The sequence below is a fragment of the Anatilimnocola floriformis genome, from assembly GCF_024256385.1.
Classification (GTDB): domain Bacteria; phylum Planctomycetota; class Planctomycetia; order Pirellulales; family Pirellulaceae; genus Anatilimnocola; species Anatilimnocola floriformis.
The window spans coordinates 325,418-343,394 of record NZ_JAMLFW010000001.1 but is presented as its reverse complement, the minus strand read 5'-3'; the positions used below and the strand labels follow the sequence as shown (position 1 = coordinate 343,394).

The window sequence follows — 17,977 nt, the reverse complement described above, 5'->3', positions numbered from 1 at the left end:
CATTCTAATCGAGCGACACGACCGCGCCGTCGTCGCGGGTGGAGAGTCGTTTCACAATCACGAAGTGCGTTTGCGTCGTTAGCAACTGCACATGCCCATCGGCAAAACCCGTCATCACGCCAGCCGGATGCGCGGCATTCAGCGGATTGTTCGGCCCGAACGCGCCAATGCCATTGCCGGGAACCGTCACGTTCATGTTTCGCCCGTTGAAGCCCACGCCGGGCCAGCCATTGTTATTGTTGGCAGCCGTGTTTGCAAAACCAACGGTGCGAATGTTGTAGATATTTGGATTGCCGAGCGAAGCCGGAAACATCGGTTGCTGCGGATTGCAACCGCGAAACCACCAACCGCCAGCGTTCGTCGTGGCGGTGCTCGCGGTGCTGCCGTCGATACGCAGGCGAGCGCCGGTCGAGTCGTAAAAGAAATCCGACTCTTCGCCGACGATCAAACAATTCGACGTGCCATCGGTTGCTTCGCTCAGCTTCACCGCGATGTTGATCGTCAGCAAACCACCCTGCGAGAGCGTGCCGCTGCACGGCCCCGGCGAAGTGCGGTCCTCGGTGAAATCGACTTCCGTCCCGCGCGTCCCACCATTCGTCGCCCCTTGAATGCCGACGTACGAAGGGACCACGAGAGGTCTGCCGCCCGTCGGCGTTTCCATTTTCGGCAGCGGACTGCTGGGGCAGAGCATCCAATTGATCTGAGCGTTGCCGACCACGCCGCCGATGGTTGTATCGTCGGCACTGACGGTGGAAAACGTTTGGCCGGTTTGTTCCAGCTGCGCGATCTTGTCGTACAGGTTCTTCTGCTCGCAAAACGGCAGCACGCCGACGAAAAAGCTCGGCCCGAATTGGCCACTATTATTCGTCGGCACGTTGTTTACATAGCGCGCCCGCGCGCCGTACGGCAACGCGAGAAACGTATCGTGATAATTGTGCAAGCCGAGCGCGATCTGCTTCACATTGTTGCCGCATTGCATTCGCCGGGCGGCTTCGCGGGCCGCTTGCACGGCGGGCAACAGCAACGCAACGAGCACGCCGATGATCGCAATCACGACGAGCAACTCCACCAGCGTAAAACCCCGCTTCTTCATTCGCTGGCCGCATCTTTCGCCGGCGTCGCGGGCTTCACAGGCACACCCGTTTTCGGATCGATGGTCAGGTTCAAATCCTCGCCATCCGCCGTGTAAAAGAAAAACCCGTACATCATTTCATTCACCGTCTGCGGGCCGAAGCGAACCGCTTGCGTGGCGTCGGGATTGTACGGATTGAACTTCGAGTTATCGAAGTGGGCCGTCACTTCAATCTTCGTTCCCTTAGGAAACTTCTTCGTGTTCGGTTGCCAGCGAAAGTTCTGCTGCCAATCGAAATGATAGTTCGGCACGCTCAGCAGCGTCTCTTCATCGCCATTCGGGAAGAGAGCTTTGAAGGTCATGTCCTTGCCACGGAGATGCATGTGCGAAAACATAGCCAGGCCGGTGGCGTCGACAGGCAGCGTGCGTACCGATTGCACTGGATGAGCCGCGGCGCCTGGCGGTATTTCAAATTTGCGCGTCGTCACTTGCACGTGCTTCAATTCTTGTCGCACCACATAACGCGGAAAGCGAAAGCCGACCTGCATCCGGTTGGTCTCTTCCTTGCCGGTGGTCGTGTAGTGAATCTGCAAACCGATCACCGAGCCGGCGGGAATCTTAAAGCCCAGCCCTTCGCCCAGCGTGAACGCGGTGCCGCCTGGAACGCGCCCCGTAATGAAATTCTCATCGCTGAATTTTGCACCCAGCGGCACGTACGCCATGTTGCAATGATGCACGACGGCCGAGTTGCTGGGCTTGATCTCGGCGCCGCTGATCCACGTATCCTGCAGAAAAACGTATGGCAGAATGATGTGCTTGTATTCGACAAAACCCTCGGCGGGAAGTTTGTGCGTTTCGAGCGCGGTGGTGATGATATCCGGCTCGCCGATTTCCCAAGCGGGATCGGCAAAGGTCGCTGGTGGCGGCGCTTTCGCTTCGTCGCCGGCAGCAAAGCCCGTCTTCGTCCACGCGACAATCGTCTCGCGCTCCGCCGTCGTCAGCTTGCGTTCATTCAAAAAATGTTGCTGCCGATTGGCGTACCACGGCGGCATGCGACGATCGGCGACCACTTCGGCAATCATCTTCGCATGCGATGTCACTTCCTCGCGCGTCATCAGCGAGAACGGCGCACCACCGCCGGTGCGATGACACTCCTGGCAGTTCTCCTGCATGATCGGCAACACATCTTGAAAAAACGTCACCTTCGTTTTTACTTCTACCGGTTCCGGCAGCGTGATCAAACAGCCGTCGACGGTTGTTTCCGCCAGCTTGATCTCTTGGCCTGCCAACAGCGCATCAAGTGCGGCCGTCAAATCGTCGCTGTTCGCCGTGGGCCGAGCGCCGCCGACGCGCTGCTGATCGTCGATTCGGCCGCGATAGCGCAACTTTTTCGCCGCATCAATGATCACCACCTCCGGCGTTCGTTCCACACCCACCGCGCGGACGCACGAGCCGTCGACATCCTTCACAAACGGAAACTCGACGCCGAAGTCGATCGCCCGTTGCGCAATCTCGGCAATCTCGTCATCCACGCTTACGTTTACGCTGACGAACTGCACGCCCTTGTCGCGATAGGCAGCGTCAAGCCGCTTCAACTTCGGCCAGTACTTCTGCACGAGCGGGCACGTGGTGTTGCTGAAGACGAGCACCACTGCCTTCGGCTCGCCGAAGTCGCTGAGCGACCGCTGCAGGTAGCGAATGTCTTTGAATTTGAGATTAGGGACTTCGCTGCCGATTTTGGGACGGTCTTCGGCCAGAGCAGTCTGGCAAACCAGCGCGAGGAGCAGAAAGCAGGCCTGCAAACGGTATAACGACATGTACGGCTCCTCGAAGCGATGATCTTTGGCATCAGTATAAACGATTTCACCGTTTCCTGACGTGATCGATTCTGGCATATTTGCTGCAAGGTCAAGGCCCGGCTAGGATCGAATTATGAAGCCAACTGTTTACGTTGAAACCACAATTCCCAGTTATCTGACTGCTTGGGCTAGTCGTGATCTCGTTCGCGCTGCTCATCAGCAAATTACCCGAGAATGGTGGGCGCGTCGCGAGCATTTTGAGTTGTTTACTTCGCGACTGGTGCTTCAAGAGTGTCAGGCTGGTGACACACAGGCGGCCGCCGAACATATTGCCGCACTGGCGGGGATCCCTGTGCTGGAGCAACTCGATGAGATGGCAGACTTGGCCGAATCACTGCTCAGAGAGGCTCCCTTACCTGCGAAAGCTGCCGCCGACGCACTGCACATTGCTACTACGAAGCCCCACTCATTTGCACACCCGAGGAACTGCCCGGCGAGGAGAACAGCAATGACTGATGAAGTTTTGCAAGAAGTGCGCAAGGCCCGCGAGGCATTTGCTCAGCGGCACAATTTTGACGTGAGAGCGATGGTTGCTGACCTGCAAAAGCAGGACCAGGCGGGCGACTGGCCGGTTGTACGGCATGAGCCGAGGCCAGTAGATAACAAATCACAAAAAAGCGTTGCCCGGGGTAAACAGCCTAAGCGATAATCTCCGTCAGCACCTCGCCCGCGACATCCGTTAACCGAAAATCCCGCCCGTTGAAGCGATACGTCAACTTCGTGTGTTCGAGGCCGAGGAGTTTCAAAAGCGTCGCGTGCAGGTCGTTGACGTGGACTTTCTTTTCAACCGCTTTGTAGCCGAATTCATCCGTCGCGCCGTAGTGCAGACCAGCTTTCACGCCGGCACCGGCCATCCAGATGGTGAAGCCGTTGGGATTATGGTCGCGGCCCTTGCTGCCTTGCGAATCGCTGGTGCGGCCGAACTCACCGCCCCAGATAACGAGCGTCGATTCGAGCAAGCCTCGAGCGGCCAAGTCGGCGAGGAGCGCGGCCGCCGGTTGATCGGTGTGCATGGCGCACGACTTGTGATTCGATTCGACGTCAGTGTGGCAGTCCCACGGCACGTCGTTCACGCTGCCATCACCGCCTACGCCTTTGCCGGCGAAGATCTGCACGAACCGCACGCCGCGCTCGACGAGTCGCCGCGCGAGCAAGCACTGCCGAGCGAACGTCGCACACTCCGGCTTGTCCATGCCGTACGCCGCGTGCGTCATTGCTGTTTCTTTGCTCAGGTCCATCGCTTCCGGCGCCGCCATTTGCATGCGATAGGCCAGCTCATACGAGTTGATCCGCGCGGCCAGATCGGCCTGTGTCGGGCGCGTCGCGGCGTGCTCTTGATTCAGTTGCTTCATCAGTCCGAGCTGAGCCCGCTGCTGCTCGTCGGTGTGCTTGTTGTCGCGCAGCAGATTGTCGATCGCTTCCTTCCGCCGCGCGTCGAGCGCGAGGGCTTGATACGTCTTCGGCAAAAAACCAGCCGACCAAATCTGATCGTCGCCGCGCGGCCGCGTGTCGTGCATCACCACATACGACGGCAAATCCTGATTGAGCGAACCGAGGCCATACGTCATCCAGGCCCCGAGCGCGGGCAGGCCGGGCCGGTTCGTGCCGCACATCAGCTCGATCGACGCCGGCGCGTGATTGTTCTGCCGCAAGTACATCGAATGCAAAAAGCACATCTTGTCGACGTGCTGCGACAGATGCGGAAAGATGCTCGAGACCCAACTGCCGGATTCGCCGTACTGCTTCCAATCAAAGGGGGATTTCAGGCATTTGCCGCTCGTCGTGAAGAAGCCGGTCTTTGGATCCGAACCAGCGAGTTCCTGGCCGTCGCGCTTTTGCAGCTCTGGTTTGTAGTCCCACGTATCGACCTGCGACGGCGCACCGGTCATGAACAACCAAATGATCGACTTCACCTTCGGCGGAAAATGTGGCTCCTTCGTTGACAACGGCCCGACAGGAGTCGCATCAGCACGGGCTTCGCTGTGGAGCATGTTCGCCAGCGCGAGTGAACCGAAGCCGAGGCCGGCGGTTTGGAGAAACTGGCGGCGGTGAGGGAGAGGTTGGTTGAACATGGCAATTCGATTGCAGATTTTAGATCGCAGATTGCAGATTGAAGGCAAAGAAACTAGTCCACGTACACAAACTCATTTAGGCACAGCAATAACTGACAAACTTCTACCATCGCTTTATCTTTCGCTGCCGCATCCGTCCCGAGCGCCGCTTGCTGTTGTTCGATGAAAGCCACCAGCCGTGATCGTTCCTGCTCTGTTGGTTTACGAGCGAACAAAACGAGATAGGCCTGATCGATTCCTGCCGCGAGTGACATGTCGATTTGCGGTTTGATTCGCTGGGCGAGTTTCTCGGCTTGTTGGCGGACGAATGGGCTATTCATCATGACCAGCGATTGGGTCGGCACGGTGGTGCTGATGCGTTCGCCGACGCTTTGAGTCGGTTCGGGCGCATCGAACATCGTCATCAACGGAATCAGCTCGCTCCGTTTCACGCGCAGGTAGATGCTTCGCCGCTGCGTGTTATCCATGATGCTCGGGCCATACAGTGTGCTGTCGAGATTGCCGCCGACAGCGAGGAGCGAATCGCGGATCAGCTCTGCATCGAGTCGGCGCGGCTGAGCGTGCCAGAGATAGCGATTGGCGGGATCGATCTTTTGTTGCTCCGGCGTGAAGTCGTTTCCTTGTTGATAGACGGCGCTGAGCATGATCAGTTTGTGGAGCGGCTTGAGTTGCCAGTTCTGTTTCACGAGTTCGCTGGCGAGCCATTCGAGCAACTCGGGATGCGAAGGCCGCTCACCCTGAGCGCCGAAATCGTTCGGCGTGCCGACCAAGCCCTGGCCGAAGTGATGTTGCCAGAGGCGATTGACCTGCACGCGAGCGAGGAGCGGCCCGGCGCCATGCTCGACATCGGTCAACCAATCGCCGAGGGCGATGCGCGGATCGCTGGCCGGCGGCGAATCGGATTTGCCACGCGTGAGCACCTGCAGTTGCCCCGGTTCGGCTTTCCCGTTTTTGTTGTCGACTTCGCCGCGACGGAGTAAAAACACATCCTGGCCGCCGCCAACCGTGGTGTAGACCTCGGCCATCTTGGGCCGTGGTTCGGCAGCGATGTGCTTCGTTAATGCAGCGAGGACCTTGGCCGATTCTGGTTCGAACGGCGCGAACCAGCGGACCATTGCTTCGCGGAGCGAGTCGGGGAGTTTGTTCTTTCCTTCCGCGAGAATTGCTCGGATTTCACCCACGTGCTGCGACACAAAATCGCCAGCCCACGTCGCGGGGTTTGCTTCGGTACTAAGCGACAACCGCAGCCGGCCAATGCCTAGATCTTTGAACTTCAGTTCGACAGCGAGCACCGTCCCGCCGGCAAAACCAGCGAGCGGTGGATCGAGTTCGAAGACGGCTGCGTTGTCTTTTTTCGCGGTGGTCTTCACGATCCACGCGGTGTTCGGCTTGCCATCAACCGCATTCGCGATCGGCTGATCTTTGTCCTCACCGGCGGCGAAGACGGCTTTCAGCTTCAGTTCCTTGGGTGACTCTTTGGAATTCGCATCGAGCGGCCGCGCGGTGATCTTCAACTCAGCCAGTTGAAAGCTGCCATCGGGATTCAGGCCGGGCCCCTTCTGCGGTAACGATTTGTCGGTGAAGGCATCGAGCCGCAGAGCTGGAATCGTTTTCTGATGCGTGTGATACGTCAGCTCATACTGCTCTTCGCTCGCCACCTTTCCCTGTCGTCGTCCGCGCGCCGGCACGGTGGTGCCGGGCACCATCAAGCCATCGTGCGCGAGCAGGCCGCCAACGACGCTCTTTAAATACGACCGCTCCGCATCCCACGCGATCGGCTCGAGGATTTGCCAGCGCGGCGTCTCGGGCTGCTTCGCGAGTTCTGCCTTCTGCCAGGCATCGAACTTCTGTGGCAGTTCTTCTGCGGCGAATTTCTTCAACGCTGTAGCGAACGGCTCTTCCGCTGCGCGATGAGCGGCGACTGCTTTCTCCGTGGCGGCAGGATCGGGATCGAGTTGCCGTGTCCCTTGCACCGTCTTGGCCAGCGAAGCCGCGAGCGCGTAGTAGTCCTGCTGCGGCAGCGGATCGTATTTGTGATCATGGCAACGCACGCAGCCGAGCGTGAGGCCGAGCATCGAGCCACCGACGGTCATCAGCATGTCGTCGAGTTGGTCGTAACGAATCCGCTCGACCGTTTTCGCCGTGATCTGTCCCGGATAAGGTCCCGCCACGAGAAAGCCGGTGGCCGACGCGGCTGCGTAGTCATCGGGCCGCAGTTTGTCGCCCGCGAGTTGCAGACGGACGAACTCGTTGAACGGCACGTCGTCGTTGAGGGCCCGAATCACCCAGTCGCGATAGTGAAACGCGCCGTTGCGAAAGCCATCGAATTCATAGCCGCCGCTCTCCGCATAGCGGGCGACGTCGAGCCAATGGCGGGCCCACTTCTCGCCGTATTGTGGCCGGGCGAGGAGCTCGTCGATGACTTTTTCAAAGGCTTGCGGCGAGTTGTCGTTTTGGAACGCAGCGATCTGTTCGGGCGTCGGCGGCAGACCGATCAGATCGAAGTACGCGCGGCGAATCAGGGTCGACTTGCGAGCCGGCGAACTCAGCGCGAGTCCTTGCTTCGCTTGTTCAACAATAATGAACTGATCGATGGCCGTCGTCGCACCAGCGCCAAAGGGAGCGATCGGCGGAGTGACGGTTTGCAGCGGCTGAAACGACCACCATTTCTTTCCCTCGTCGAGACTGATCTCGCGCCGCGTCTTCACGACGTTGCCGCCGATGCGCAAATCGGGCGCGCCCATGTCGACCCACTTCACAAAATCGGCGATCACTTCGGCGGGCAACTTGCCCGTCGGCGGCATTTCGACACCGTCGAACTTCAGGGCTTTGATCAGCAGGCTCTCGGCCGATTTGCCTTTGACGATCGCGGGGCCACTCTCGCCGCCCGTCAGCAGGCCTGCTTCCGAATCGAGGAACAGCCCGGCCTGCAGCTTTTTGGACTTCAGCGCATCGTGCGAATGGCAACTGTAGCAATGCTTGATGAGAACCGGCTCGATCTTCTCGACAAAGAACTTCGTCCCGTCGTCGGGCGTTTGCGCTGCTACCAGACACGGGAGCGCAAAGATCAAAAGCAGCAAGGCGGGAAAACGCATCGGGGGCCTCGGCGGTTGCCAGCGGGCAGGAGGGAACCCCCATTCTAAGCGAAAGGCTCTAGCCGACGCGAATGTTTCGGCGGCAACTCGAGCTAAATCGCACGCATCAGCAGCACGATACCAACGACGGAAATCGCTGCACCCGAGGCACGCAGCAACGTGACCGAGCGTTCGCCGCGCACGAGCAGCAGGCCCGCGGCGATTCCCGCGAGATGCAACGCTGCCGTCGCCAGCAAAAAGCCCACGCTGTAAAGCGCTGCCGAGGACATCGCCGGCAATTCGGTACCGTGGGCGTGTCCGTGCATAATGCCAAAACAGCCAACAACGAGCGTGGCCGCGGCGAGCGGGTATTTGCTACCAATCAGCAGGGCAGCGCCGAGAACGACAACCGACAAGGCGATGCCGATTTCCATCGCCGGCAAACCAATTCCCGCCATGCCTGCCGCACCACCGGCGAGCATCAAGCTGAGAAATGCCATTGGCAACGCCCAAATCGCTCGCCCACCGAGTTGTGCGGCCAGCAAGCCAACGGCAAACATCGCCAGCAAGTGATCGAGACCGAAGAGGGGATGAAAGAAACCCGCAGTCAGGCCATGTTCGGCGCCTGGCGCGTGAACGTGATGCGGATGAGCCCAAGCCGGAACCGCCGAAACCGCGCACAGGGCCAGAACCGACAAAGCAATGCGAAACTTCATATCCGCCTCAAAGCGAGTGGAAGGATGGAGATTGGTTCTCGCCAGGATAGCGTTTTTTGGCGAATGCGTCAGCGGGCCGAACTGGACATCCGGCCGTTTGGCCCTTAGTACCAGCGCACGCTGCTGAGCACCGCGATGAACAAGGCGCAGCCAACAATCGCTACAGCGAAGAGATATCAACTGCTACTGGCGGGCAAAGTCGGCCGCGTCGTTGCCAAAGTCTTCCATCTTGTCGTAGGGATAGAAGTCCTTGGCGATCTTCTTGGCGACGATATCGATGAATTGCATCTTGAACATCTCTTCGCCTTCGGTGACAGCCCGCGGTCCCATTTCGGGAAAGATGACCGGGGTGGTTTGCACCGAGTACACCAGCTTGCCACCTTCGGTCATGTCGAAAACTTTGACCGAATAGCGCGAACGGCCGCGCAACAAACCAGGACCTTCGTGGGTGCTAAATTTATCGATATCGATGCCGACGACCATTTCGGCTTTCACGCCGCGGCCCACTTCCTTGAAGTCGTTGACGTTTTCCGTCTGTCCATCCATCCAGTCGAGCACTTTTTGCTGCGACACGATCTTGATCTTCTCGACGTTCATGTCGAGCATCGTGGTCACGCGCTTGGCGATCATGTCGGCTTCGCTGCCTTGGCCAGCCAGGTTGCCGTCGAAGCAAACGACGGCGACAGTCTTCTTTTTCAGGCCGGGAAATTTGGCGTCGACCGGGTTTCCCCTGGCCCAATACATCATTTGGGCCATAGCGCCACACCCCGATTGCGAACCGAGGAGCGCGACCAAGCCGCCCAGCAGCAGTTGCCGGCGAGTGGTTCGAAATGGGGAAGTGACAGGCGTAGACGGAAGCATCGGCAATCCCTTGCAGATGAAAGCGGACCGGCCGCAAGAAACGGTGATCTCGGGCGGGATGATGCCGGAAAGCGGCAAATGCTGCCAGAGCAATTTCTTGAAGCAAGATTGCAATTTTGTGGGGATTACTGCCGTAGGCGCTGCCACTTGGCGAGAAACCCAGGCCGCTCGAGAACTTCTGGATTGACGATACCGCGCGGCCGTATGCCACCGGCCAGATCGAGCATCCCCTGGCAGGCCGCCCGGCCGATGTCGCGAAATAGCTCGTTGGTCCAGGCAATCGAATGCGGCGCCAGCAGCACGTTGTCGAACTCTGCCCAACGAGTTGGACCCATCAGCGGCTCTTGCTCAAAGCAATCGAGCGCCGCGCCGGCCAAATGGTTCTCCTGGAGTGCGGCGAACAGAGCATCTTCGTTGACGATGCCGCCGCGAGCCGTGTTGATCAGATACGCCGTCGGCTTGAGCAGTGCCAGTTCCCGTGCGCCGATGAGGTTTCGCGTCTGATCGTTCAGCGGACAATGGAGCGAGACGAAATCGGATTTTGCTAGCAGTTCCTCCAGCGAAACCTGCCTGCCGCCCACGGCTGCAATCGCCTCGGCCGAAACGAACGGATCAAAGACGAGCGGCGGTTGCATGCGAAACCCACCCAGCATCTGCAGCACGGCCCGGCCGATTCCGCCAAAACCAACGATCCCCAGCGTGCGGTCGCGCAGCTCGCTCCCCATGTATCGGCTACGCGCATCCCATTCGCCGCTGCGCACTAGCTGGTCCTTGGTACGCACATGATGCGTCATCGCCAGCAGCCAACCAACCGTTGCTTCGGCCACCGAATGATCGACCGCGCCCACGGTGATATAGAGCAGCACATCGGCTGCGGTGCACGCCGCGACATCGACGCTATCGAACCCCACACCGAACCGACCGATAGCGAGCAGATCGTGAGCGGCCGAAAGGCTGTGTGCGGTGATGCGTGGAGAGAGAACGATGACGCCATTCACGCCGGCCAATTGATCCGCTTCGATTGGGCTGCGATGCGCGGCTAGCGAAATCAACTCATGCGCCGGCGAGTCCCGCAACAGATCGAGGCCGATGTCGCGATAGCGGAGCTGTCCCGCCTCGTAAAAATCTGCCGTCAGCGCGACCCGAAACTGACTCATGGGCTATTGCTGATTTCCGTCGTCGCGGCCAGCCGCCCACATCACAATGTTTTTGTCGCCATGTTCGAAGAAGAACCGGACGCTGCCGTCGCTATAGGCAAAGAACGCTCCACCGGGATGGCGACTGCTGAAAGCTTGCGGCGCCGGGCCGTTGACATTGGCGCTGAGATTATCGACCGACCACATCACATCACTGACCCAGAGAGATGGCCCTGGATCGCCAGGGAGTGGCCGCATGCCGGACATGCCGGCCCAGATGGCGGCCCGCTTGCCAATTTTTTCATCGAACATGCATTCGCCGATGAGCAGCGTGTTCGCAGTGCCGTCGGTGATGGTCGACATGCGCGTCCGACTGTTCTGATAGAGCACGCCGCCGTAATCGTAGTCGACATAAAAGGTATACATTTCGATGGGCCCCGCCACCGCGCGGTAATTCGAGGTGCCGTGATACAAGCGGATCGGATTCTTGTCGGGCGACGGATCAGACGGGCAGCGATAAAGGGAGAGCTTGGTTTCGGTTTGCACGGTCGGCAATGCTGGAATCGCGCCGCCGCCAAAAACGGTGGTTTCGATCTGCGCCGCATCATAAATATTCTTCTGCTCACAATACGGCAAAATCGCCGTGCCCCAGCCCCAACCAGGATCTGTATTCGGCCCCACATACGCCGACGGAAAATAGCCGTAGGTTCCTTCGAAGTTGTGCAATGCCAGCACGACCTGGCGCAGATTGTTCTCGCACTTGGTCCGCCGTGCCGATTCGCGGGCAAACTGCACCGCTGGCAACAGCAATGCGACAAGCACGCCAATAATGGCAATCACCACCAGCAGCTCCACCAAGGTGAAGGCCTTACGAACGCGCGACATGAGAGATCGCCGGGTGGGACGAACAGGTGGGATACGGAAGTCGGGCATGACAACTCCCCTGCGGTGAGCGGCGTGAATGCCTCCTCTGTTCCGAGAGGTTCGCTCGCTAAAGAAATTAACAGTGACGAAATCCTCGGTCAAGTTAATTTCGTTGTCGTGCGAAAAGGTAATCCGGCCGGCTTCAGGAAGATACGATCAGATTTACAGCCGCTGGGCAAAATGGACCTGCCGCGCGACTTCAACGAAGCCGCAAGACGTGTAGAGCTGCTGGCCAATCGCATTCTGGGCCATCGTTTCAATCACGGCGTACGACAAACCCTCGGCGCGGAAGTAGGCCAGCGCGTGTTCGATCAACAGTCGGCCGAGCCCCCGGCCACGCAGCTCGGCAGCAACGGCGAGATTGGGAATTCGGCCCTTGCCGGCAGCACGATCGATGGCAGTCGAGATGTAACCCACTACTTTGCCGTCGTCGTCGGCCACAAAAATCCCCGCCGCATTGGTCGCGACGTCCTCATCCACATGCCGGGCCTTCCGCCATTGCCAGTCGTGGCCGTGCAGCGGACCGCCGAGCGCTTGCTCGACATTTTGCTCCAGCGTCACGCCAGCAAAGGCCGTAACGGTCAGCTCCTTGATGGCCACGTAGTCGGTAGGCTGGTAGGGACGGATGTGGATCGCGGCAGCTGTCATCAGCATTACTCGGTAGAATCAGACGTCCAAGTTTTCTAACGCCCAGTGCGGACTGCTCATGATACGTTCCCTCGTGCTCGCCATCTCCGCCGGTTTGGTTTTTGCTTCGTCGGCAACGGCGGGCACACCGCCACCGTATTCTCCGCCGACTCATCGGCCCCAGCAGCCAAAAGGTGGCGAGAGCGTGCAGATCAGCTTTGACGCTCCCTTCGTCGTGTTCAAGAGCGCCGTTCTGCAACTGCAAGCCGTCCCTCCTGGTGAATACATCCGCAAGACCGATCCCGATTTCAAAAAGAAATGGGTCGAGTTGCCGATGAAGGGTGGCCTCGCATTGCCATCTGCGACGGCGTCTTCTTTCGGCTTCCAAATCCCCGCTGAGCAAATCAAACATCGCTGGCTCTATCGCTACCGCGTCGTCGTTACGAAAAGCAACGATGAAAAGCTCGTGCTGCCAAGCGAGGAAGGAAACTACGCCTTCTTCTGTTACGACGGCGTGCCGGCTTGGAGCGGCTCGCGCGAGCCGGGCAAATCGCCCGAACGAAAGTTCACGAGCGAATTCCTGAACACCATCAAGCCCTATCACCTCATCGCCCGCGGCCAAGACATTGCGACCAGTCAGTGGGATGGCGGCGCTTACAAGAAGCGGTTCCCAGCAACGTTTGTCTACGAGGGCCAAGTTTATGACCACATGGAGTTCAGCAACCGCGGCCAGGGGAGTGCCTACATTAGCGGCAAAAACAAATGGGCGCTGAAATTTCCCAAAGCCGAGCCGCAGCGAGCGGAGTGGAAGGATCTACCCACTGCGCTGCCGTCGCGCAACGATATCGATTTAAATCCGGGCCAAAGCACACCCTACTTGCCGGTGCTGCGCGGCGTGGCCGGGCTCGACGAGGCGCTGACCTTTCGCGCCTTTCAGTTGGCCGGCGTGCCGAGCTCTTCGACGCATTGGGTTCACTTTCGCGTGATCGATAGCGCGACCGAGAGCAATCCCAAAGATCAATACGACGGCGACTTGTGGGGGCTGTACCTGGCGGTCACCGATCTCGATCAACATTTGCTCAAGCAGCAGAACCTTCCTGACGGCCTGATCGTGAGCATTCAAAGCGGCATCAAACATCTGCCCGATGACAAGAGCGCCGGCCAGAAGGAATGGGATACGTTCCGCAGCGGCATGCAGCCCGGCCAGAAAGAGGATTGGTGGCGGACGAATCTCGACCTGCCGAAGTACTACAGTTTTCACGCGCTGAATCGTTTGATCGGCAATGTCGACATTCGCCCCGACGGCAACCACGGCTATTACCGTGCGCCCAACGGTCAGTGGAGTCCGATTCCGTGGGACAACGATATGTGCTTCGTGCCGCGGCATCATCAGCCGGGGCACATCGATGCGATTCGTTGCCTCGACGTTCCGCGTATCAAGCGCGAGTATCAAAACCGCGCTCGCGAAATTCTCGATCTCTTCGTCGCCGATGCTTCGCCGAGCGGCGGCCAGATCGGGCAACTCATCAGCGAACTGGCCCGCGTGATTTCACCGGCCGGCTTCGAAACCAACTGGGCTCAACTCGACGAAGCGGCTTGGAACTGGCGGCCGCAGTTCAATCAAAAGGGAAGTTACTTCGTAAATCCTGCTCAGGGAAATCACTTCGGCGGCGGTTGGGAACGCAAACTCGCGACGAACGACATCAAGGGTTTTGAGAAGTACCTGCTCGACTTCTGCACCGACTCGCGACCGGTAAAGAACTACGCGCCCAACGATGGCAATCCGCAGGGCTACGGCTGGGGCTACGTGGCCTACGAAGCGATGGACAAAGACATTCCACCAAAGCCAGTTGTCAAACGCACCGACAGCGACTCGCAGTTTCGGACGTTCGAGGTTGACAAGCGAACCTGGCCCGAGGGAAAGAGGCCGGCGCTCGAATGGCGCGTGGCCCGCGTGGCTGCGCCCGGCGTGGAAGGCTGGACGAAGGGTGATCCGTATCTGTACGAGCTAACTGATCTATGGCGATCGCGCGCCAACGATCGGCGGCTTGAAGATCGCATGATCCTCTCGCAGAAACTCTTCGCCCAGCGCGGGACCTATCGCGTGCGAGCTCGCTATCATGATGCCGAAGGTCGCGCGGGAAATTGGAGCGAGCCGGCGATTGAGATCGTGAAGTAAAGCCGTCGCTAAGACGGTGGCCTGCGTGTCGGCCGTTTCTGCGGCTCGGCTTCGTAAGGATTCTCGGGCCAGGAGTGCTTGGGATAGCGATTGCGAAGATCTTTGCGCGCGAGCGCGTAGGAATTGGCCCAGAAGCTCTTGAGATCAGCCGTAACCTGTGCGACTCGCATGTTCGGCGCCAGCAGATGCATCAGCACGGGAACGCGGCCACCGGCGATGCGCGGCGTTTCCATGAGGCCGAAGACTTCTTGGATGCGCACCGCGAGAATCGGCGGTTCACCGACGCGATACTGCAGCGTGATCTGACTGCCGGTGGGAACGCCGACGCGCTCCGGCGCTTCGCGATCGACTTGCTGCAGCTGTTGCCAATCGAACAAATTCTTGATCACTTGCAGCCACGGCGCGCGGCGGACATCGGCCAGCGATTTGCAGCCAAGGCACAACTCGGGGAGCAGCTTTTTGAGTGCTGCATCGTCGACGACCGGCAACTCAAGATTCGGCATCCAGGTTTGCAAACAGCGGACACGCGTGACGAAGTCGGTCAGGTTTTCGTTGTCGGCTGGATACGCATTCTCCCAGTTCGCTTCGGCAGCCAAGGCCAGAACGGCGGCAACTTTTTCAGCCGCCGGATAAGCCGCCTGGCGGGAGTCAAGAATCAAATCATCCCAACGGATCATTCGCTGACTGACGACTCGCTCTTGCATTTCATCGTAGGTCAGCACCGTTTCGTCGCTCAACAGTTCTCGCGGTAGCCAATCCCTCTCCACGCCGGCCGCGAGACGGACCGTTGCTTCGCCCGTGCTGGCTTCGACGTCGATGGCGAGAAATAGCTCTTCACCCGTGACTGCCGATTGGTCGGCCAGCTTCACGCCGCGGCCACCGACCAGCACCGCGCGACGGCTGCCGGGCTCGCGCAGGCGCGCGAGGCGATCGGGAAAGGCTGCGAGCAGTGCGCGGCCGAGCGCTTCGTCGCCGCTCATTCGCAGCGGCCGATTTGCACCGGCCACGTGTCGCAGCAATTGTTCGCGAGCTTTGAGAGCCTGCTTCGCAGCACTGCGGTTGATCGTGCCGACGTCAGAATCGGCCGTGCCTCGTTCATCAAAAGCATCGAGCGCGGCAATCCGATCGGCCAGGTCGTTGTGACTGCGGTGCGCCGGCGTACGACGCTCACCGGGCCGGTAATTGGCCCGCAGAAACACATCTCGCTCGCTTAGCAGCGCCGCCGCGGTTGCCGCTTGCTCGGCGATTCCTAATTCAGCGCCGGCCAACAACAGCCTGCCGAGTCGCGGATGGACCGGCAGCGCCGCGAGCTTTTTGCCGAGTGGAGTAATGCTGCCATCGGTGACGGCTTCGATTCGCTCCAGCAAATGAATCGCTCGCTGCAGCGTGAGAGGCGACGGCGGCTCGAACCACGGGAACGTGGCCAGATCGGGTTCGATCCAGTTGAAAATGGTGAGCACCGCGCCGGCCAGATCGACGCGTTTCAGTTCCGGCTCGTCGAACTCGGGTCGCAAGCGATGCGCTGCTTCGGGCCAAAGGCGAATGCAAGTGCCGGGGCCCGTTCGTCCCGCGCGACCCGCCCGCTGATTCGACGAGGCCTTGGAGATCTGTCCCAGTTCTAGTTTGTCGAGCCCCGTGGCTTCGTCGTAGCGCGCGACTCGCGCCAGGCCGCTATCGATGACGGTCGTTACACCGGGAATCGTCAGCGATGTTTCGGCGACGTTCGTCGAGAGGATGAGCTTCCGCTGGTTCGACGGCTGGAGCACTTCGTCCTGCTGCGCGCCGGGCAAATCGCCGTAGAGTTCGAGTAGCCGCAGCCCATGTTCCTCGGCCCAGAATTGCAGTCGCTTGGCAACCTGACGAATTTCGCCGAGCCCCGGCAAAAAGACCAGAATGTCGCCGCGATCGTCTTTCAGCCGAGTGACCGCGCCTTGTACCGCCTCGGGCAACGGCTGGCGATCGAGCGTCGGCGCGTATTGAACATCGACAGGAAAGATCCGCCCTTCGCTCCGCACGATCGGACAGCGATCAAGATAGGTCGCAATCGGTTCCGCGGCGAGCGTGGCCGACATCACCAGCAGTTTCAAATCGTTTCGCACGGCCTGCTGAACTTGCCGAGTCATGGCGAGCGACAGATCGCTCGTCAGCGAGCGCTCGTGAAATTCATCGAAGACGACAAAGCTCACGCCGTCGAGAAATGGATCTCGCTGCAAACGCTGCAGCAGGATTCCTTCGGTGATCAGTTCAATTCGCGTTCGCGGGCCAATGCGCGACTCGAAGCGAACCTGAAAACCAACTTCCTCGCCGAGTCGCCAACCTTGTTCGGCGGCGATGCGTGCTGCCGTTGCGCGGGCCGCCACGCGGCGCGGTTGCAGGACCAGAATCTTGCCGTCACCGGCCAAGCCATGCTGCAATAGAGCTGGCGGCACGCGCGTGGTCTTGCCAGCGCCAGGCGGCGCTTGCAGCACCGCGCATGAGTTCTTCCGCAGCGAGTCGATCAGCTCGGCCAGGCAATCGTCGATCGGCAGCGAAGGAAGTTGGCGAGTCATGAACTACGCCCGCTTCACCAGAAGTGCGCCGCGGTCGTATTCGGCCAATCCAAGCTGCTTCAAGATGGCCAGCAGCGAAGTGTCGTCAGGAGCGCATTGCACTTCGAACTGAGCGACGTGATCCTCGGCGAGCATCCTTAGCGATTCGCTCAGCAGAAATGTCGTCAGGCCGGCTTCGCGGGCTTCGGGCGTATCGTCAATGCTCACGAGGCCGACGGTCCGCACACCCCAACCTTGCGACAACGGCTGAATCTCCCAGAACGTCGCCGAGATCACCGGCTCGACCGATTCCCGCGCGGCGAGATGAAATCGCTGCCAGACGGCATTTGACCAGACGCAGTTATCCCACCAGTTCTGTGGCATGACTTCGCCGACGTGCGTCGCTTGAAACTTTCGCTTCACCTGCAGCAGTTGCCCGGTGATCGGCGGTTTGAAATTGCTGATCGTGCGATGCAGCAGCAATCGCTGCGGTCCTTCGACATAACCTCCGGCCGAAAAAAGTTCGCGAGCGGCAAGATCGCTGGCCAGTACGCCCGGCACATCGCAGCTGCCATACAGGCCGAGATAAAACGGATTGAGCGGGTAAGCACAGCCGGCGTGAATGGTCTTCGCGCCGCGTTTGCGAAGATAATCCTCGCCGGCCGAGAGCAACTCGAGCGCGGTCGTCGGCTGTTGCGGATGCGGCAGCGTGAGGAGCTGGCAAATCGTGCCGCTGGTGAAGTCAAGTGCACTGTTGTCGTCGGTGGTGCCAAAGCCGGCGTGGACGAAACCGATCGGCCGGGCTCCTTCGCAGGCCACGATCAGCCCCGCGCGATCGAAGTACGGCTTGGCCAGGACGATGTTCTCCCACAGCAGGGGAGTCATTGGCGACATTCGGCCCCGCAACGGTGGCTGCGCCCGCCAGATTT

At 59.7% G+C, this 17,977-nt stretch carries 13 protein-coding genes; 2 read left to right on the top strand and 11 right to left on the bottom strand.

Annotated elements, in window-relative coordinates; genetic code table 11:
• Nucleotides 1-4: 4 nt before the first annotated feature.
• Nucleotides 5-1,093, bottom strand: a complete 1,089-nt coding sequence (locus M9Q49_RS01360; protein WP_254506819.1) for a DUF1559 domain-containing protein — start codon at nucleotides 1,091-1,093, stop codon at nucleotides 5-7.
• Entirely contained in the window at nucleotides 1,090-2,889 is a 1,800-nt protein-coding gene (locus M9Q49_RS01355; RefSeq protein ID WP_254506817.1) for a redoxin family protein, read from the bottom strand. The genes M9Q49_RS01360 and M9Q49_RS01355 overlap by 4 nt, the downstream gene beginning before the upstream one ends.
• 115 nt (nucleotides 2,890-3,004) lie before the next feature.
• Here M9Q49_RS01355 and M9Q49_RS01350 point away from each other — a divergent pair, with 115 nt between their 5' ends.
• A complete protein-coding gene (locus tag M9Q49_RS01350) occupies nucleotides 3,005-3,580 on the top strand; it encodes a hypothetical protein (protein WP_254506816.1) in 576 nt (191 codons plus the stop codon).
• On the opposite strand, the gene M9Q49_RS01345 is transcribed toward M9Q49_RS01350, so the two are convergent.
• The 7 genes from M9Q49_RS01345 to M9Q49_RS01315 all read right to left on the bottom strand — a co-directional run bounded on the left by M9Q49_RS01345 (nucleotide 3,570) and on the right by M9Q49_RS01315 (nucleotide 12,362).
• The gene (locus M9Q49_RS01345; RefSeq protein WP_254506814.1) at nucleotides 3,570-5,003 is read right to left on the bottom strand and encodes a DUF1501 domain-containing protein; all 1,434 of its coding nucleotides are present in this window, start codon (nucleotides 5,001-5,003) and stop codon (nucleotides 3,570-3,572) included. The two genes, M9Q49_RS01350 and M9Q49_RS01345, sit on opposite strands and share 11 nt — an antisense overlap.
• 53 nt (nucleotides 5,004-5,056) lie before the next feature.
• On the bottom strand, nucleotides 5,057-8,098 hold the full coding sequence (locus tag M9Q49_RS01340; RefSeq protein ID WP_254506813.1) for a PSD1 and planctomycete cytochrome C domain-containing protein: 3,042 nt from the start codon (nucleotides 8,096-8,098) through the stop codon (nucleotides 5,057-5,059).
• 92 nt (nucleotides 8,099-8,190) lie between these two features.
• Nucleotides 8,191-8,793 (bottom strand): HupE/UreJ family protein, encoded by a 603-nt coding sequence (locus tag M9Q49_RS01335; RefSeq protein WP_254506812.1) that lies wholly within the window; start codon nucleotides 8,791-8,793, stop codon nucleotides 8,191-8,193.
• A 183-nt stretch (nucleotides 8,794-8,976) separates the two neighbouring features.
• Entirely contained in the window at nucleotides 8,977-9,654 is a 678-nt protein-coding gene (locus M9Q49_RS01330) for a hypothetical protein (RefSeq protein WP_254506810.1), read from the bottom strand.
• 125 nt (nucleotides 9,655-9,779) lie between these two features.
• A complete protein-coding gene (locus M9Q49_RS01325; RefSeq protein WP_254506808.1) occupies nucleotides 9,780-10,811 on the bottom strand; it encodes an NAD(P)-dependent oxidoreductase in 1,032 nt (343 codons plus the stop codon).
• Between the two features lie 3 nt (nucleotides 10,812-10,814).
• On the bottom strand, nucleotides 10,815-11,675 hold the full coding sequence (locus M9Q49_RS01320) for a DUF1559 domain-containing protein (RefSeq protein ID WP_254506806.1): 861 nt from the start codon (nucleotides 11,673-11,675) through the stop codon (nucleotides 10,815-10,817).
• Nucleotides 11,676-11,876: 201 nt separating this feature from the next.
• A complete protein-coding gene (locus M9Q49_RS01315) occupies nucleotides 11,877-12,362 on the bottom strand; it encodes a GNAT family N-acetyltransferase (protein ID WP_254506805.1) in 486 nt (161 codons plus the stop codon).
• 58 nt (nucleotides 12,363-12,420) lie between these two features.
• Between M9Q49_RS01315 and M9Q49_RS01310 the strand changes: the two genes are divergently transcribed.
• Nucleotides 12,421-14,520: a CotH kinase family protein gene (locus M9Q49_RS01310; protein ID WP_254506803.1), complete on the top strand. Its 2,100-nt coding sequence runs from the start codon at nucleotides 12,421-12,423 to the stop codon at nucleotides 14,518-14,520.
• Between the two features lie 8 nt (nucleotides 14,521-14,528).
• On the opposite strand, the gene hrpB is transcribed toward M9Q49_RS01310, so the two are convergent.
• Together hrpB and M9Q49_RS01300 are read right to left on the bottom strand one after the other, a co-directional pair.
• The gene (gene hrpB / locus M9Q49_RS01305; protein WP_254506801.1) at nucleotides 14,529-17,069 is read right to left on the bottom strand and encodes an ATP-dependent helicase HrpB; all 2,541 of its coding nucleotides are present in this window, start codon (nucleotides 17,067-17,069) and stop codon (nucleotides 14,529-14,531) included.
• 3 nt (nucleotides 17,070-17,072) lie between these two features.
• Complete coding sequence (locus tag M9Q49_RS01300) at nucleotides 17,073-17,933, bottom strand: hypothetical protein (protein ID WP_254506800.1); 861 nt, start codon at nucleotides 17,931-17,933, stop codon at nucleotides 17,073-17,075.
• Nucleotides 17,934-17,977: the final 44 nt, after the last annotated feature.

Bases quoted from the DNA above. Each gene is read 5' to 3' on its own strand.
- M9Q49_RS01315 (WP_254506805.1), bottom strand. From the start codon at position 12,362: ATGACAGCTGCCGCGATCCACATCCGTCCCTACCAGCCTACCGACTAC.
- M9Q49_RS01360 (WP_254506819.1), bottom strand. From the start codon at position 1,093: ATGAAGAAGCGGGGTTTTACGCTGGTGGAGTTGCTCGTCGTGATTGCG.
- M9Q49_RS01330 (WP_254506810.1), bottom strand. From the start codon at position 9,654: ATGCTTCCGTCTACGCCTGTCACTTCCCCATTTCGAACCACTCGCCGG.
- M9Q49_RS01325 (WP_254506808.1), bottom strand. From the start codon at position 10,811: ATGAGTCAGTTTCGGGTCGCGCTGACGGCAGATTTTTACGAGGCGGGA.
- M9Q49_RS01355 (WP_254506817.1), bottom strand. From the start codon at position 2,889: ATGTCGTTATACCGTTTGCAGGCCTGCTTTCTGCTCCTCGCGCTGGTT.
- M9Q49_RS01345 (WP_254506814.1), bottom strand. From the start codon at position 5,003: ATGTTCAACCAACCTCTCCCTCACCGCCGCCAGTTTCTCCAAACCGCC.
- M9Q49_RS01335 (WP_254506812.1), bottom strand. From the start codon at position 8,793: ATGAAGTTTCGCATTGCTTTGTCGGTTCTGGCCCTGTGCGCGGTTTCG.
- hrpB (WP_254506801.1), bottom strand. From the start codon at position 17,069: ATGACTCGCCAACTTCCTTCGCTGCCGATCGACGATTGCCTGGCCGAG.
- M9Q49_RS01300 (WP_254506800.1), bottom strand. From the start codon at position 17,933: ATGACTCCCCTGCTGTGGGAGAACATCGTCCTGGCCAAGCCGTACTTC.
- M9Q49_RS01350 (WP_254506816.1), top strand. From the start codon at position 3,005: ATGAAGCCAACTGTTTACGTTGAAACCACAATTCCCAGTTATCTGACT.
- M9Q49_RS01310 (WP_254506803.1), top strand. From the start codon at position 12,421: ATGATACGTTCCCTCGTGCTCGCCATCTCCGCCGGTTTGGTTTTTGCT.
- M9Q49_RS01320 (WP_254506806.1), bottom strand. From the start codon at position 11,675: ATGTCGCGCGTTCGTAAGGCCTTCACCTTGGTGGAGCTGCTGGTGGTG.
- M9Q49_RS01340 (WP_254506813.1), bottom strand. From the start codon at position 8,098: ATGCGTTTTCCCGCCTTGCTGCTTTTGATCTTTGCGCTCCCGTGTCTG.